The organism is Planococcus sp. MB-3u-03, assembly GCF_002833405.1.
Taxonomy (GTDB): Bacteria; Bacillota; Bacilli; order Bacillales_A; family Planococcaceae; genus Planococcus.
The window spans coordinates 840,262-855,742 of the sequence record NZ_CP025135.1; the positions used below are offsets into that span (position 1 = coordinate 840,262).

General features: G+C 43.9%; 18 protein-coding genes and 2 pseudogenes. 13 read left to right on the plus strand and 7 right to left on the minus strand.

Annotated elements, in window-relative coordinates; genetic code table 11:
• Positions 1–7: 7 nt before the first annotated feature.
• The gene (locus CW734_RS05445) at positions 8–913 is read right to left on the minus strand and encodes an ABC transporter ATP-binding protein (protein WP_101189766.1); all 906 of its coding nucleotides are present in this window, start codon (positions 911–913) and stop codon (positions 8–10) included.
• The gene (locus CW734_RS05450; RefSeq protein WP_101189767.1) at positions 913–1,602 is read right to left on the minus strand and encodes an ABC transporter permease; all 690 of its coding nucleotides are present in this window, start codon (positions 1,600–1,602) and stop codon (positions 913–915) included. The genes CW734_RS05445 and CW734_RS05450 overlap by 1 nt, the downstream gene beginning before the upstream one ends.
• A gap of 174 nt (positions 1,603–1,776) precedes the next feature.
• Between CW734_RS05450 and CW734_RS05455 the strand changes: the two genes are divergently transcribed.
• Entirely contained in the window at positions 1,777–2,493 is a 717-nt protein-coding gene (locus CW734_RS05455) for a response regulator transcription factor (protein ID WP_101189768.1), read from the plus strand.
• Positions 2,480–4,192, plus strand: coding sequence for an ATP-binding protein (locus CW734_RS05460; protein ID WP_101189769.1), 1,713 nt, complete (start codon positions 2,480–2,482; stop codon positions 4,190–4,192). Before CW734_RS05455 ends, CW734_RS05460 begins: the two co-directional genes overlap by 14 nt.
• A 29-nt stretch (positions 4,193–4,221) precedes the next feature.
• Here the strand turns inward: CW734_RS05460 and CW734_RS05465 are convergent, their stop codons facing one another.
• Positions 4,222–4,590 (minus strand): DUF3784 domain-containing protein, encoded by a 369-nt coding sequence (locus CW734_RS05465; RefSeq protein ID WP_232787170.1) that lies wholly within the window; start codon positions 4,588–4,590, stop codon positions 4,222–4,224.
• Between the two features lie 334 nt (positions 4,591–4,924).
• On the opposite strand from CW734_RS05465, the gene CW734_RS05470 reads away from it, so the two are divergent.
• The 7 genes and pseudogenes from CW734_RS05470 to CW734_RS05485 all read left to right on the plus strand — a co-directional run bounded on the left by CW734_RS05470 (position 4,925) and on the right by CW734_RS05485 (position 10,025).
• Positions 4,925–5,398: a hypothetical protein gene (locus CW734_RS05470; RefSeq protein ID WP_101189770.1), complete on the plus strand. Its 474-nt coding sequence runs from the start codon at positions 4,925–4,927 to the stop codon at positions 5,396–5,398.
• Positions 5,399–5,741: 343 nt separating this feature from the next.
• Positions 5,742–6,773 (plus strand): DUF2268 domain-containing putative Zn-dependent protease, encoded by a 1,032-nt coding sequence (locus tag CW734_RS05475; protein WP_157824127.1) that lies wholly within the window; start codon positions 5,742–5,744, stop codon positions 6,771–6,773.
• A gap of 69 nt (positions 6,774–6,842) precedes the next feature.
• Positions 6,843–7,031, plus strand: coding sequence for a tubby C-terminal domain-like protein (locus tag CW734_RS19880; protein ID WP_442956965.1), 189 nt, complete (start codon positions 6,843–6,845; stop codon positions 7,029–7,031).
• Between the two features lie 186 nt (positions 7,032–7,217).
• Positions 7,218–7,367, plus strand: a pseudogene (locus tag CW734_RS19885) (tubby C-terminal domain-like protein); the annotation flags it as partial.
• A 65-nt stretch (positions 7,368–7,432) separates the two neighbouring features.
• Positions 7,433–7,594: a hypothetical protein gene (locus CW734_RS18225; RefSeq protein WP_157824128.1), complete on the plus strand. Its 162-nt coding sequence runs from the start codon at positions 7,433–7,435 to the stop codon at positions 7,592–7,594.
• A 145-nt stretch (positions 7,595–7,739) separates the two neighbouring features.
• The gene (locus tag CW734_RS05480) at positions 7,740–8,201 is read left to right on the plus strand and encodes a DUF4279 domain-containing protein (RefSeq protein ID WP_157824129.1); all 462 of its coding nucleotides are present in this window, start codon (positions 7,740–7,742) and stop codon (positions 8,199–8,201) included.
• A 513-nt stretch (positions 8,202–8,714) separates the two neighbouring features.
• Complete coding sequence (locus CW734_RS05485; protein WP_101189773.1) at positions 8,715–10,025, plus strand: endonuclease; 1,311 nt, start codon at positions 8,715–8,717, stop codon at positions 10,023–10,025.
• 99 nt (positions 10,026–10,124) lie between these two features.
• On the opposite strand, the gene CW734_RS05490 is transcribed toward CW734_RS05485, so the two are convergent.
• Entirely contained in the window at positions 10,125–10,412 is a 288-nt protein-coding gene (locus tag CW734_RS05490) for a hypothetical protein (RefSeq protein WP_101189774.1), read from the minus strand.
• A gap of 222 nt (positions 10,413–10,634) precedes the next feature.
• Here CW734_RS05490 and CW734_RS05495 point away from each other — a divergent pair, with 222 nt between their 5' ends.
• Positions 10,635–10,823, plus strand: coding sequence for a hypothetical protein (locus CW734_RS05495; protein ID WP_101189775.1), 189 nt, complete (start codon positions 10,635–10,637; stop codon positions 10,821–10,823).
• Positions 10,824–10,913: 90 nt separating this feature from the next.
• Positions 10,914–11,138: a hypothetical protein gene (locus tag CW734_RS05500; protein ID WP_101189776.1), complete on the plus strand. Its 225-nt coding sequence runs from the start codon at positions 10,914–10,916 to the stop codon at positions 11,136–11,138.
• A gap of 42 nt (positions 11,139–11,180) precedes the next feature.
• On the opposite strand, the gene CW734_RS05505 is transcribed toward CW734_RS05500, so the two are convergent.
• A complete protein-coding gene (locus tag CW734_RS05505) occupies positions 11,181–11,900 on the minus strand; it encodes a 3-ketoacyl-ACP reductase (RefSeq protein WP_101189777.1) in 720 nt (239 codons plus the stop codon).
• A 143-nt stretch (positions 11,901–12,043) separates the two neighbouring features.
• On the minus strand, positions 12,044–12,826 hold the full coding sequence (locus tag CW734_RS05510; RefSeq protein ID WP_101189778.1) for a glucose 1-dehydrogenase: 783 nt from the start codon (positions 12,824–12,826) through the stop codon (positions 12,044–12,046).
• 156 nt (positions 12,827–12,982) lie between these two features.
• Between CW734_RS05510 and CW734_RS05515 the strand changes: the two genes are divergently transcribed.
• Positions 12,983–13,579 carry a TetR/AcrR family transcriptional regulator gene (locus CW734_RS05515; protein ID WP_180956258.1) on the plus strand — a complete coding sequence of 199 codons (597 nt, stop codon included), beginning with the start codon at positions 12,983–12,985 and terminating at the stop codon, positions 13,577–13,579.
• Between the two features lie 56 nt (positions 13,580–13,635).
• On the opposite strand, the gene CW734_RS05520 is transcribed toward CW734_RS05515, so the two are convergent.
• Positions 13,636–14,451 (minus strand): alpha/beta fold hydrolase, encoded by an 816-nt coding sequence (locus CW734_RS05520; protein ID WP_101189780.1) that lies wholly within the window; start codon positions 14,449–14,451, stop codon positions 13,636–13,638.
• Positions 14,452–14,763: 312 nt separating this feature from the next.
• Between CW734_RS05520 and CW734_RS05525 the strand changes: the two are divergent.
• Positions 14,764–15,477 (plus strand): annotated as a pseudogene (locus CW734_RS05525) (PspA/IM30 family protein).
• Positions 15,478–15,481 lie beyond the last annotated feature (4 nt).

Genomic DNA, 15,481 nt, shown 5'->3' on the forward strand with positions numbered 1-15,481 from the left:
TCAGCATCTACTCAGCCAAGAACATTTCTTCAAGAGAAGGTTCATTGACTTCTACACGAAAGATGTTCACATGGCAGTTCGTAAAAGCGCGGATGATTTCGGCAATTTTTTGTTCGCTGCCGACGGTGATTGTGGTGAAGGCTACGTCTTTTTGTAGTTCGGTGCCGACTGATTCCAGCCAGGAGTAAAGCTTTTGCGCTTCGCCAGTGGGGATAGGGCCATGTTTTAACTGAACGGTAATGGCCGAGCGATAATACGAACGCAATTCATCCATTGTGCCGCTTTTGACAATGCCGCCGTCTTTCATGATCGCAATGGTGGTGCAGATCTTTTCTACTTCATCAAGGTTGTGGGAGGTCATGAAAACCGTCTTGCCTTGCTGCTTTAGTGAATCGATCAATTTATGTATGTGCAAAGCGGATTCCGCATCTAGCCCTGAAGTTGGTTCGTCGAGAAAAATAAGGCTCGGGTTGTGGATGATAGCTTGTGCAATCCCCAGCTTTTTCTTCATGCCGAATGAAAACTTGCTGACTTTTTTCTTGCCGACACCCTCCAATCCCACAAGTTGCAAAACGTGCTTGCATTCAGTTTCAGAGACCGATCTGCCAGAGAGGGACGAAAGAAATTTCAAATGCTGCATGGCGGACATCGAATCAAAAAGCGTGGAATAATCCGGCATGACGCCAATGTGCTTTTTCATGCGTTCGTTGGGGCCATCGACGCCGAGGAGTGAGAAACTTCCACTTGTTGGACGGATGATGCCAGTCAGCATATTGATGAAAGTGGATTTGCCGGCACCGTTGCGGCCGAGAAAGCCAAATACTTCTCCCGTTTCCACGACAAGGCTGATGCCGCCAACGACTGGGGTGGAGCCATACATTTTCGTCAATTGCTTGGTTTCAATCGCTTTCATCAAAATTCCCTCCTATTAAAGATCACCATTGCGGCTGCCATGATCAATCCAGCCAAACCGAAGATCACAAAAAACAAATAATTGTCTTCCACTAAATAATAATAAGGGTTGCCGAACTTGAGCCAGCTGATCCATTTGTTTCCGGTAAAGACAATCCATAGGCTAAGAATCGGAAATAGCATTCCAATCAATATCCCTAAGAACATCGTTACAGAAGGTTTAGGGACGACAATGGACAATAACATGGCCACAGCAATTTGGAATGTCACTAAAGCTATTACTTGTGAAAAGATAAATAGATTGAAATTCAACGAAAATATGCTGATCAGCAAAAACGAAATGACAATGCAGACGACCCAGAAAAGCCAAGCTCCGGCAAATTTGCCGAGCAAAATACGGGGGCGGGAAGTCCTTGTAACCAAGAAACGCATCGTGCGTTCGTGGCTTTCTCTATTGATGCTGTCGTGTGAAAGTCCCATCACAAACAATTGACCGAACAGCAAGAGCAAAAACAGCAGTCCGCCGGTGTGGATATCTTCCATTTCTGTTTCTGTCAAAGAGATGCCTGCAGTCAAAATTTCCGAGTACTTCGCTGAGTAAAAAGCGGTTAAGAGCAATACAGCAATGATGATAATGGATTTTACGCTTTTGAACATCCCGATAAACTCTCTTTTTCCAATCGCAATCATGATTAATTCCCTCCAAAGTTCATTTCGTTGCCTATCTGTGAGGCATGCTTTTAGTATAGAATCCATTCTTTAAGAAGGATGAAAGCTTAGCTTAATTCTTCCTTAATTCTCCTTTTTTTTCTTAAGGGAATGCTATCATAGTTTACAGGAAACCATTTGGAAGGTCGGGTTACGATGAAAGAACCTAATTTATTGATTGTTGAGGACGAGCAAGCGATTTTACATATGTTGATGACAATTTTAACTAGAGAGAACTTCCGCTCTATTGATACGGCAGGCTCAGCAGAAGAAGCTTTGGTTTTGTGTAATGAAAAGTCGTATGATTTAATTTTGCTCGATATTACGCTCCCTGGCCGTAGCGGCCTTGAAATCTGCCCGCTGATTCGGGAAATCTCCGATGCGTCCATTTTCTTTTTGACAGCACGCTCCACGGATCTGGATAAGCTTTCGGGATTTGCGGTAGGGGCGGATGATTACATCACCAAGCCGTTCAACCCTTTGGAAGTTGCGGCGCGTATAAAAGCCCATCTGCGAAGACGCCTCGGAAGCACGCCGCGAACCGCAGCCAGTTTATTTGAATATGGCCCACTCACAGTCAATACGAGTGCTGGAGAAGTAAAGCTCCAAGGACAGCCTGTGGAACTCCCGGCGCAAGTGTATCAGCTGCTGCTTTTTTTCTGCAGGCACCCCAATCAATTATTCAGCAAAAGCCAGCTTTATGAAAAGGTATGGAACGAAGAGTTTCTTGGCGAAGACAATACCGTGATGGTCCACATCCGGAAATTACGTGAGAAAATCGAAATCAATCCGAGCAGCCCGAAGTTTATCGTCACAGTCAGAGGGCTGGGCTATAAATTCATTCCTGAGGGAGGCAACTATGAATCTACATAAGCGCTTTATGGTTCAGTTCTTCATGCAGCTATTCTTGCTGTCCCTCATTTTCCTCATCGGGATGCTGACCGTTTGGGCGGTGATTGGCTTCAATATTTCAGCAGATGAAATCCAAACCGATCTGGCTCAAGCCGATTCCAGCTATTTCACCAATCGAATTGAAATAGAAAACGATAAGCATGTCCTTAAAGAAAATTTGGAGGAGCTGGCTGAAAGTCAAAATGGCTGGTTGATTTTATTGGATGCGAAAGGCAGTGTACTGGATTCTTTTAATGAACCTGAAGCGCTGCCGGTTCAGTTCGATGTGAGTGATTTCGCCGATAGCTTGTGGGGAAGTTCTGAAGAACAGCGGGAATTTACTTATTGGGAAATTGAATTTCTGGACGAGGATCCGCTGTTATTATTGTACGGCAAGAATAATATAGCTCAAGAGGTATTGGATGCTGCCGTGCCGGCTATCGATTGGCAACAAGAAAACTTGAATTTATCCTCTGAAACAACGGATAAGTTAGAGGCAGAAAATGCCTGGATGCAGCTTCTTAGTCCTGAAGGCAAGGTGCTCGATAGTTATGGGAAAACGGATGGGGACGCCACTTATACCATGCAGCAATTAGGCGAGCTACATGCGGAGAATCAATCGATTGCCTCTTCAACGAACGAGGAAAGCGGATTGACTGCAGTTTCGGGTGTTGAAAACTTGCCATCGACGGCTTGGGAAACGACATTCTCCAATCAAAACCTTTTCATATTTGCTTTAATATCGCTCATTTTGCTGGCGGGTGGAACCTTTTGGTATGCGCGGAAATTTGGCGCACCGCTCTTGGTGATGATGCAATGGATTGAAAACCTCGGGAACGGCCAATATAAACAGCCGACCAATAATAAAAACACCTCTTTAATCACCAATAACAAAGGAAAGATCAAAAGGAAGTACCGGCTTTATAAAGACCTAGTGCACACACTTGAACAATTGACAGCAACATTGCAGCTTCATCAGAATCAGCAAAACACGCTGGAACGCACGCGCGAAGACTGGATTAGCGGACTGTCGCATGATTTGAAGACCCCGTTATCCTCGATTTCGGGATATGCCCAGATGCTCGAGTCGCCTGATTACGAATGGTCAGCACAAGAAACTCGGGAGTTTGCATTCATCATGAATGAGAAATCCGCCTACATGATGGAATTGCTTGAAGAACTGACGTTGACTTTCCGTTTGAAGAATCAGGCATTGCCGCTGGCTAAAGAACCACTGGACATCAATGAATTCATCCGGCGCATCGTCATTCAATTTATCAATGAGCCTTCAAATCGCAAGCAGCACTTTACTTTCACAGCGGCTCCGCAAAGCATTCGAGCGAATATTGACCCGAAATGGTTTCAGCGCATCATCGATAACTTAATCGCCAATGCCGTGAAATACAACCCGTCAGGAACGGAAATCAAAATCTCCGTCTCAGCCATAGAACAGCATTTATTTGTCGTGTTAATTGAAGATGATGGCAAAGGAATGGAAACAGAAATTCTCGACAAGCTTTTCGACCGTTACTACCGCGGTACGAACACGCACGAAACGAGCACAGGTACAGGGCTCGGCCTGGCAATTACAAAGCAGCTGGTCCAGTTGCACAACGGGTCGATTCATATAGACAGCGTTCCCGGAAAAGGCACCGCAGTACGGGTTATCGTTCCGGTTTAGAATAAAACAGGCCAACTCTAGGAATTCTTTCATTCCTGTTGCTGGCCTGTTTCTTTTTTATTTTCCTTTTCACTTTGTTGAACCGCATAGCGATTGCCGGTATTCATATGGATTACCCCGCCCATTGCGATGGCGATTATTAGGATAATACCTACGATTAACAACCAATCTTGCTGAAAAAATTCCCCAACAAAGATTAAAGCCATTGAAAACGTAATGCCTAACAGCAGTTTTCCAGTTGCTTTACATAAAGCCGCTTCGTCGTATTTTGCCTTTTCTTCGGCTGATAGTGTGTTGTAACCTGCAATTAAAATCGCGCCTTTTCCTTGTAAGAGGACCAGGCTCATAGTCAAAAATAATAGCATTCCACCAAGCGGAACAATCATTTCCATCGTCATTATAACGAGCACCTCACAAGAAAAGAATATCTATATTAACTATACCGTTCAATTTCTTGGGAGGTTTCAGATTCTTAATAAACAGTCGTTCAAAAAGGTGTTAACTAGTATGTTACTCTAGCATTATGTTATAGCTTAGTAGATATTATTTAAATCGTTAGAATTTCGCCATGATGGAAAAGCTATAGTGAGTTGTTAGTGATCCAGTTCTAATCGCATTCATTCTTTTAGCTGGGAATGAAATCTGAGTGGAATGATGGCCTGGTGTAATACTTAATGGAAGGGCTTTAATTAACATTAAAATTTATATAGTTTTCCTGAAAGGAGAAGGTGCATGTCTTCAAAGAGTCCGCGGAAGAAGCGTGATAAAATTGAGATTCTGGCTATAATCACTGTAAGCTTCTTGATAGTTGTGACAACTTCACTGTTTATAGCGACTCCTATTTTTGGTATATACGGTCTTTATAATGTGGTTCAAGAACTTAATTTGGCGAGTGTTGATTTTTTCGATGAAACCTTTTCGAATATAACTTACTTCGGCGCTTTCTTTGTTTTGATCTATTTAATTTCTTCTTTACTAGACATTACGTCAAAAATCCTAGCACGTTTAAATCAATTTCAGTTTAGTAAAAAGACGATGGTTTTGAATTACATAATCCAAGTACTGATTTGCTCTATACTTTTTACAGTAATCACAGATTATTATTTCTCAAGAATTGACATAGCTTTTTTAGGCTTAGTCATTTTGTTTACTTTAATATACGCTGTCAATTATTTAATGCTTGATGTTAATGAAACTACAGATTAGTGATATTTAAAAGCTTGCCAGTAACTGGCAGGCCTTTTTCATGTTTTTACTTTTAAATGGTACTTAGTCGCTTATCTTCATTTGAAATTTATTTAATGAGAAGTGATATAGAAATACTTACTTCCATAAAGCGAAATACATAGCAATAGAGGGACTAATAAATATCAACAATTTCTAAACACTAAAAGAATTCTTTTATATTTATTGAAAATGAGTTTCCAAATATTGTGTATATCCCTACAATAGGAATATAGACAGTAGAAAGACGATTGCAAATAATTATTGAAGACTCTAAATGCCTTCAGACAGTGGAAGAAAAAATTCCTTAGAAGAGGTGGACTTATTGAAGAAAAGTCTAGGTGCTATATTGTTCTGTTCAGCGTTTTTTTCCTCAGCGTGTTCAATGGAGCTCGTGGAAACCGATGATTTGACTGATATGGAAGCAAAAGTAGAGTCAGCACAAGAAGAACAGAGCGAACAAGTACAAACGATTGAACCAGCTACTGTTGAGGTTGGAAACCAAAAATTCGACTTATTTTCGTACTATCCATCATTTGACCAATACATAAAATTAGCTAAGAAAAATCCGGATACACTTGAGGAGTCTTATGCTCAAGCCGTTACAGAGCCGTTCCAAGAGAATGCTTTTGGGGAAGTGAAGGGCACAATGTATGCAGATTACTGGTTTTTTACGCCACCTAAAGACATCATTCCGTTGCAGAGTGAACTCCAGGCCTTATCGGATCGGGAAGAGTCTCTATATACAGCAATCGAAGAGGCTTTAAAGAAATCAGCAGAAATGCTGCCCGGCAGTGACAAGACCGTACATATCTTTCCAGCAAATCCAGCATATACACATGGGAAGACGCAAGAACTAAATCCTCTAGGAGTCGCACTTGCGCAGGATGTCATTGTTCTATTTGTTACTTCCATTCTTAACGAAGAAGACTTGCAACACACCATTGCCCATGAATACTTTCACATGATCGATATGGAAAGAGGAACAGCGGAGAATTCAATGTCTTCCACATTGTTAGAAGTTGCAGTAATGGAAGGGAAAGCTGAGGCTTTTGCGAGAATGAATTATCCAGAAACGAAACAAGACTGGATATTGAACGCAGATGAAAAGATTACAGAAGAAACCAAAGCACTGTTCTTGGAAGAAAAAGATTCTCCCGAGATCGAAATTTGGAATGATTTTTATTACGGAAATGCTGTTACCGAAGTGCCGCCTTTTTCTACTCATTTAATTGGGTATGACATTATGCAGAAATTTATAATGCAGCACCCGGATATGCCGGTTGAGGAATGGCTTGAATTGACTGCAGAAGAAATTCTGGCAGGGAGTGAGTATGCGGCATCAGGCTCGAATTAATCTAATTCCAAAAAGAAATAGATATGAAAATATGATTAACATAAGAAACGAGAGATATGACTTGAAATCATACACTTACCAAGCCCAGTTGTAAAATCTAGTACGGCTCAAATTCCTATTGTTGATTCAGAAAACTTCAAAATAGGTTATGTAGAAAGATATTATAAAACTGTATTTCATAGAATTTTTGATATGTGGGTGGGCGAAAATAAATTCTTTACCAACTTCAGAGCGTTTAACTCGGCTGAGAGAAGGTAGTGGAAGCTGTCAAAAGAATTACACAACGAAACGTTCGGAATATCAATTTTCAGTTCTTCACAGTCCCAATAAATACTTAACTTTGATTGCAATCCAAGTTGGAATTGATATTATTAATCCTGTTTATAAAGTGTCTGGAAGCAATATAACTTTAGCTTTTAAGAAAGAAAACTAGAGTGGGTAAAATTTTATGAAAATAATCAAGAAGTAGGACGCTGGAAGATTTCTCTTAAAGAGAAGTTTAGAGCTCACCTTGTAATAGAGGAAGCGGTTACCATACAGGATCCGCTTTTTTATGCGATAGCTGGTCAGATGTTGTATTTTGTTGGGGATTAAGCTTACAAAATTTTTATCATTTCTTTATGAGGAAAGAAGTAATTCAAAAAAGGAGGATGCGCGTAATGCCAAAAGTTGTTTGTAAAGACAATCAAGAAAACGTCCATCTATTCATATTGCTTTTTGTTCTTTCAGTTATTACGTTTCGCAAAATAGAAAAAATTGAGCGCGCAAGAAATGAAATCACAGCAAATTTGATGGAGCCTTATGATTCCAACATTTTGTAATAGTTTAAGGTATAGGAGAGTTAAGCTGTCTTTATGGTTTATCCCTTCAGAACAGTTTGGGTCCAAGTAACTTTGATTTTGTGGAGGCTTCTTGCATGCGCCATTCTTTAAGCAGTTAATGAAAGCTTATAAAGGGGGGGTACCAATGGAAAAAACGAGTAGTTATACGTATTTTGCCATTCAAAGTAAAGGGGAAATTGCCAAAGGTTTTGTTGCTTATGAAAAAGGGATTTTTAATCCTGAAGAAATTACCCGCATTCTGGACATTCAGGCTTTTAGCAGTTGGGCTTATGGTGATAAAAGAGTAGATGGATCAGAGTATCTTTTCTCCACATGGAGTGCCGAAAAATCTGAGATTGGGAGACTAGATGTAGAAGCTCAGTGCAGAGACACTATTAAAAATCTCAAAAATAAAGTCTCGCAACTAAATAGAATTAAACAACAATACGATGTGAAGTTTGTGCTAGTGATTGTTCCTAGTATTTACCACGAAGAACAACCTTGGATTTCATTTAACGAAGAGGTTATTGAATTTTGCTATTTGACAGGAACTACTATTGAAGTAGACATGTATATTCATCAGCTAGAGGACGAAGAATCCCTGTGATAGAAAGAGCTGGAAAGTAAGAACTGGCATCAAAATTTTCTATCTCGAACAGACAAATCGGATTAAATTTCACCTGAACAAGTAGTTGATTTTTATATCGAAGATGAAGATATAATGTATAGACGAAAAACAGAAGAGATTATTTTCGGTACTATGATGCGTGGGCTGATTCTTTAGTAAAGAACGGGCCTATCATCCAAGTTGATTAGCTTGGAGTCATTTAGCCAACTTAATTATAAGTTGGTTTTTATTTTTGAATGTAATTCATTCAGTAAGCTAGCAGGCTCTGCGATGATTGTGTTAACAACGCAATCGCTGCAGAGCTTTTAGTTTTATTAATTTTACGTAATTTTACTAAATAACATTGACGCTATAAAGGCGTTCTGTAAGCTTGGATAAGCGAGAAGAAAAACTGTAAATTAGAATAATTAAATCTCAATAATTTACAGAAGGAAACCCAGCAAATCAGCACTCCCTAGCTAAACGCTTTTACAAAAGGAGGACGACAATAAGATGGAAAACAGCTTATGGAACAAATCAGCAAAGGCTTTACTATCGGTAGGGTTGGTCGCGAGTCTTTGGGTGCCGGCTTCGCAAACGGCGGTGCAGGCAGCTGCCCCGGCAAGTGATCTTATCATTTCTGAATACATTGAAGGCAGCAGCTTCAATAAAGCGATCGAAATTTATAACGGGACCGGTGCTTCCGTTGAATTGAACCCTTATTCGGTCTCGCTGTATACAAATGGCAGCACGTACGCCCAGAGCGAAATGGCGCTTTCCGGTACTGTCGCAAACGGTGATACAGTAGTTATTTACCATAGCGGTGCGGATTCAGCGATTCAAGGCAAGGGAGATCTGCAAAATAATAGCGTGGTTAATTTTAACGGCGATGACGCGTTGGTACTTGAAAAATCCGGATCTCCTATCGATTCGATTGGCCAAGTAGGTTCGCGCATTGAAAACATGAAAGATGTGACACTGGTCCGCAATCCGGATATCCTGTCCGGCGACAGCGCAGTGAATGATGCCTTTGATCCTTCGGCTGAATGGACAGCGTATCCTGCAGATACATTTACATACTTGGGAAGCCATGCGGTAGAAGAGACGGAAGAAACGCCAACCCCAGATCCAGATCCAACTCCTGTGCCATCTGGTTATTATGAAACAGCGGATGGCTTGCAAGGATCTGCTTTGAAAGCGGAACTTCATGAAATCATTGACGGCCATACGCAACTCAGCTATTCACAAGTATGGGATGCATTGAAAATAACGGACGAAGACCCGAATAATCCGAATAACGTGCTGTTATTGTATACGGGCGAGTCGCGTTCGAAATCTTTGAACGGCGGCAATGTCGGCGATTGGAACCGCGAGCACACATGGGCGAAGTCTCACGGCGATTTTGGAACGGCAAGAGGTGCGGGAACGGATATCCACCATTTGCGCCCGACCGATGTACAAGTGAACGGGCTGCGCGGCAATTTGGACTTTGACTACGGCGGCAGTGCCGTAAGCGGCTGCGATGGCTGCTTGCGTACAGCGTCTTCCTGGGAGCCACCGGATGAAGTAAAAGGCGATGTTGCCCGCATGCTGTTTTACATGGCAGTCCGCTATGAAACAGGCGACGCCGTGGATCTGGAATTGAACGACCGCGTGAATAACGGGTCGACGCCTTACCATGGCAAGATTTCCGTATTGCTCGAATGGCATGAGCAAGACCCTGTCAGCGCTTGGGAACAGCAGCGCAACGAGAAAATCGAAGACATCCAAGGCAACCGCAACCCGTTCGTCGATTATCCAGAATGGGCGGAATCGATCTGGTAGGCAGTTGCTGATGATTTATTAATGCTAAATAAAAACACCTTCATCCTCGCAGCCTTAATAAAGGGACTGCGGGGATTTTTGATATTTGCAGAAACGCAATCATTCTTTCGAGCTTTTGAATTCTAAAAGCATGGGGCTAATATTCAACACAATCGAGATGATTGTCAACACCCATAGCGCTGATGACATAATCGGCACGACGTCCAATAGTGCAGACCAATCCTCTGCCCGGACCCAATCAGCTACCATGCTGTAATCAGCCGCAAGGGTCAGAGCGGTAAACGACAGTCCCATGGCCATCGCTAATTTATAATCCTTGCCTATTGCATACAGATAAAGATTTACGCTGGTGGCTGCGATTGCAATCAGCCCGAATAGGAACCACATAGTTTGGCCTCCAATTTTATAGGGAATTAATATGAATAAAGACAGTATAAGATAATCATTAGTTTCCTAAAGACACTTGGATATTTACGGCAACCGTTGAAAGATTAGCTTAGCAGGTTATAAATTTACTGAAAATACCGATTTTGAAACTTTATGCAACTGTAAACGTATTATAAAGCAAAAGGAAAATGAGTAATAGCTGAAATGAAAGGGGAGGATTTTATGCATTGGATGATGTGGATCTTCTGGGGATTCTTTGGGGCTTTATTTATCGGGAGTTATGTAGTGGACAAATTGACCAAAAAGAAATACAGCTTGGATAAAAAAGCGAATACTGCAAACCAGGATTCTGCTGCTGCGGATGCGAGCCGGCAAGCCGGGCGCAATAACCACGAAAGCGGCATGTTTTAACAGAGAAGTGACAGGGGTTCTATTCAAGCAGGTGTAAGTTCCGGATGAGCGGGTACAGTATACAAAATGCACGACGAGGAGGAATGCTGTATGGCTAGAAAAGGAACAGCTGGACGCACGCCTGAAAAGCAAGTCGGGGCGCGTGAGTCCGCGATCGATAAAGCAATCAACAAGACAAAAGAAGCCTTGGACGGAGATAACGAAGCAACGGATTACGGCGAAGAAAAAGGCAGAGACCAGCAAGAAGACGCGAAAGAGTATTCGAAGCACGTCTCAAAAGAAGACGAACGCGATTTACCGGAACAACAGAAATAAAAAAATGGAGCTTGAGGGAATTCCCTCAAGCTCCATTTTTGTTTAGGACGGGTTGGTCGACCATAATCCCGCGCTTTTCACGAAGACACGCGGATGCAGTTTCAAGCTGGCGACGATCAAGTCGGCCAAATCTTCCGGATGCATGACGCGTTCAGCGTCGCCGGTGATCAGGTTGGACTCATGGGCAAGGTCTGTGACGACTGTGCTTGGCGTCATCGCTGTGACACGGATATTGTGTTTGCGCACTTCAAGTGCAAGTGATTCGGTCAAGCCCATGACAGCGAATTTGGAAGAGCTATAAGCGCTGGTAACCGGTGCGCCTTTTTGTCCAGCTGTGGAAGAGATATTGATGATATCGCCTGAACTTTGCTCGATCATGCCTGGAAGTGCGGCACGTGTTGCGTTATAGACGCCCATCAAATTGACGTCGACGATGTTTTTCCATTCTTCTGGTGACAGTTCCAAAAAGCCGCCGAATTTACCGGTGCCTGCGTTGTTAATGAGGATATCGATATCGCCAAGTTCGTTTTTGAGTTTCTCGATCGCTTGTTCAATCGCAGCGAGATCCGTAACGTCGGCAGAGGCAGTTGCCACTTTGACATTCGCATCTTGCAGTTCGACGGATACTTTGTCGAGGTTTTCCTGTTTCAAGCCGATCAAGCCGACATTGACACCTTCATTGGCGAGGGCGATGGCTGTCGCACGGCCGATGCCGCGTCCTCCACCTGTAATGATCGCTGTTTTTCCTTTAATTGATTGCATCGTAACACTCCTTAAATTCGGGTACGCCAAAGCCGTCCCGTAATTAAATACTTTCCTATTATCTGTGATTTGATTCGGAAATGCATGTGAGGCGTCTTGAGTCAAAAAAAAACAACCCGGGAAATCCCGGGCTGTTCGTGTGATCAATATTTATAGGATTGGCCGCCGTCGATCGGGATGACGGAAGCGTTGATGAATTTCGCTGCATCGGATAATAAGAAGGCGACGAGGTTGCCGACTTCTTCCGGTTTGCCGAAACGCTTCATCGGGTTGACGCTGACGAATTCCTTGCCGGCTGCTTCCCAGTCATCTCCAGCCATTTGCTTCAAGGATCCTTCGACCATCGGTGTCATGATGGCGCCTGGTGCGATGGCGTTGATGCTGACGCCGTACTGGCCGTATTCGATGGCTGAGTTGCGTGTCAAGCCAACGACGCCGTGCTTGCTCGCTGCGTAGCCGGACTGGTTGCCGACGCCGCGGATGCCGCCGACCGATGCGGTGTTGACGATCGAGCCGAAGCCTTGTTCTTTCATTACTTTCAAGACATGCTTCATGCCGTAGAATACGCCGCTCAAGTTGACGCTGACGACTTTTTCGAATTCATCAGAACCGTATTCTTCCGTTAAGTTCTGCTTGCCTTCGATGCCGGCGTTATTGAAGAAGCCGTCGATCTTGCCGAAAGTGTCGAGTGTGAATTGGACATAGTTTTTCACTTGTTCTTCATCGGTGACGTTCGCTTCGACAATTTCAACGGAAGCATCTTTCGAATGTGCCAAGATTGCTTTGCGGCTTTCTTCGAGTGATTCTTTGTTCATGTCGACAAGGACGAGCTTGCCGCCTTGAGCTGCGATGGAGTGGGCAGCGGCACGGCCAAGGCCGGATCCACCGCCAGTGATGATGATAACTTTGTCTTGGTAATTAATCATGGAAATATCTCTCCTTTTAATGGGTATGCTAAACTGAAAATAGGCTACTCATTCACTGTAAGCCTTTGCAAAATAGCTCTCAATCAGTAGAATTTCCAGATGTGTCGAGCAATTCGACACATTTTTGAGAAGTGTCGAGTTTTAGGGGGATGGGCGATGAAAAGCAAGAAAGAGAAATTGTCTCCGCAGGCGGAACGGACCAAACACCATCTAAAAGAAGCGTACATCGAATTGATTAATGAAAAAGGATACAGCCATGTGTCGGTGACGGATATTGTCCAACGAGCACAGTATAACCGGGCGACTTTCTATTTGTATTATCTCGACAAGCCCGACCTCACCGAGGAGCTGCTTAGAGAAATGTTCCAGCAAATCAAACGGACGAGCACCGAACGGTATGAGAAGGGAGCGGATATTCTCACTTCGGCCATGGATGCGGATTCCTTCGAGCTGATCAGTTTTGTGTACGACAATCGCTCTTTTTTCAATTTGTATTTAGTGGAAGATACCATTCCGGGACTTCACGGGGAATTGCCGCAAGCGATTTTCGAGATGCTCGATGAAGGGTTTACGTTCGAAGGGATCGGAAGCGACGATATCAACTCCACGCCATTCAAACTGTATATGGCACATGGCACCGCAGGCCTCATTTTGGAATGGGCCAAAACGGGCTATGAGAAATCCCCGAAAGAAATGACCGGCACCTTGATCAGCATCGTGCGATCATTTGCGGCGGCATTCCGTGTGAATTAAAAAATCCAGCCTTCCCGAATGCGGGAGGCTGAATTTTGCTTTGGCATGAATATGGATTAGACGCCTGAACTTTTCAGGAAGCTTAGGAGTTCATTATTGAAACGCTCCGGTTCATCGGCGTTGATGCCGTGTCCGCTGTCTTTGAATGGTACGAGTACAGAGTTCGGGATTTCCTTGTCCAGGAGTTCGCCGAGTTCGTAAGGGCAGATCTGGTCTTTTTTGCCGTGGAAGATGGCTGTCGGAACTGTAATCGATGATAGTTCGCCACGCAAGTCTTCGTCGCGCAGGGCAACGGCCGAGTTCAGTGTGGAGTGTGCGCCTGCTTCAAGCGCTAGTGACTGGAACCAATCCAGGAATTGCGGTGAATGTTTCTGTTCGAAAAACAGGTCTGCAAATTCTGCAAGAAACGCCGGGCGGTCTTTTTCGATTTGTGCGATGATGTCGTCCACTTCTTCAGGCTTCATGCCGACATTGAAATCGTCACGCTGCGTGAAGATCGGAGCTGCAGCGCCCATCAAAAGGAGCTTGGCGACATTATCCTGGCCGAATTTCGTCAAATAGCGGATCGCGATCGGGCCGCCCATCGAAAAGCCGGCGAGCACGAATTGCTCCAGGCGAAGTTCATTGACGACCGCTTCAAGGTCTTTGGCCATTGTGTCGTAATCGTATCCTGACCATGGCTTATCGGATTTTCCGTAGCCGCGCATATCAACGCCGATATAACGGAAGCCGTTCTTCGCAAGCAGGCTCGTCTGGTATTCGAACGCTTTGTTGTTCAACGGCCAGCCGTGGAGAAATACAACCGGCTGTCCTGAACCGATATCTTCTACATGAATTTTCACGTTTTCTTCAACTTGAATATAATGTCCCACTAAAGTTCCTCCTAGAGTTTTGATTAACTACTCCCTTCTATTTCCTTTTCGAAGTTTCTGTAAACTTAAAACGAAAATAATCTTTAATTGAAATATCTTTAGTTCAAAAGAGATGTGATTTTCACCAGCGCCAGAGGATGGTTCTTTTCATTCCAGCCAAATCAAATGAAACCATTCAAGTGGCTATTCCGTATTCATACTATTCCGCCAACAACTTGGACGGAAGGGTTAAGTGTATGGCGCAGAGGGTAATCTGACAGGTAACAAGGCTTGTGCGACGGCCAACTAAATCAATGGAAGAGGAGAATGAAAATGGAAATTCTAAAACGTTTCAGAGACATCATGACGAGCAACATCCACGCAATGCTGGACAAAGCGGAAGATCCCGAAAAGATGATCGATCAGTATTTGCGCGATTTGAATAGCGACCTAGGCAAAGTGAAATCCGAGACGGCTGCCATCATGGCAGCGGAGAAACGAGAACGCCGTGAGCTTGATGAAGTAAAAAGAGATGGACGATATGCAGCGCTATGCGGTAAAAGCGCTCGAAGCGGGCAATGAAGATGACGCGCGGAAATTCCTCCAGCGCAAGGCGGAACTGTCGGAACGTGTGACGGACAAGGAGACGGCGGTCGAACTCGCGGCAACAAATACGCAGCAGATGCGTCAAATGCACGATAAGCTTGAGAGTGATATCGGCGAACTCGAATCGCGCCGCCAGGAACTGAAAGGCAAAGCAACGGTCGCGAAGACGCAGCAGCGCATGAACGATTTCGCATCCAGTGTCGGAGGGCAGGCGAACGCATCTCGGCATTCGATGCGATGGAGAAGAAAATCAACCAGCAATTGGATGAATCGGCAGCGATGGCTGAACTCAATAAAAGCTCCGAGACGAGCATCAAGGACTTGACGAAGAAATACGATGACGGCCCGAATGTCGACGAGGAACTGGAGTCCCTGAAATCAGGAACGAATGTGGACGCCGAACTCGAAGCGCTGAAAAGCCAAATCGGAAAGAACGAGTAATGTC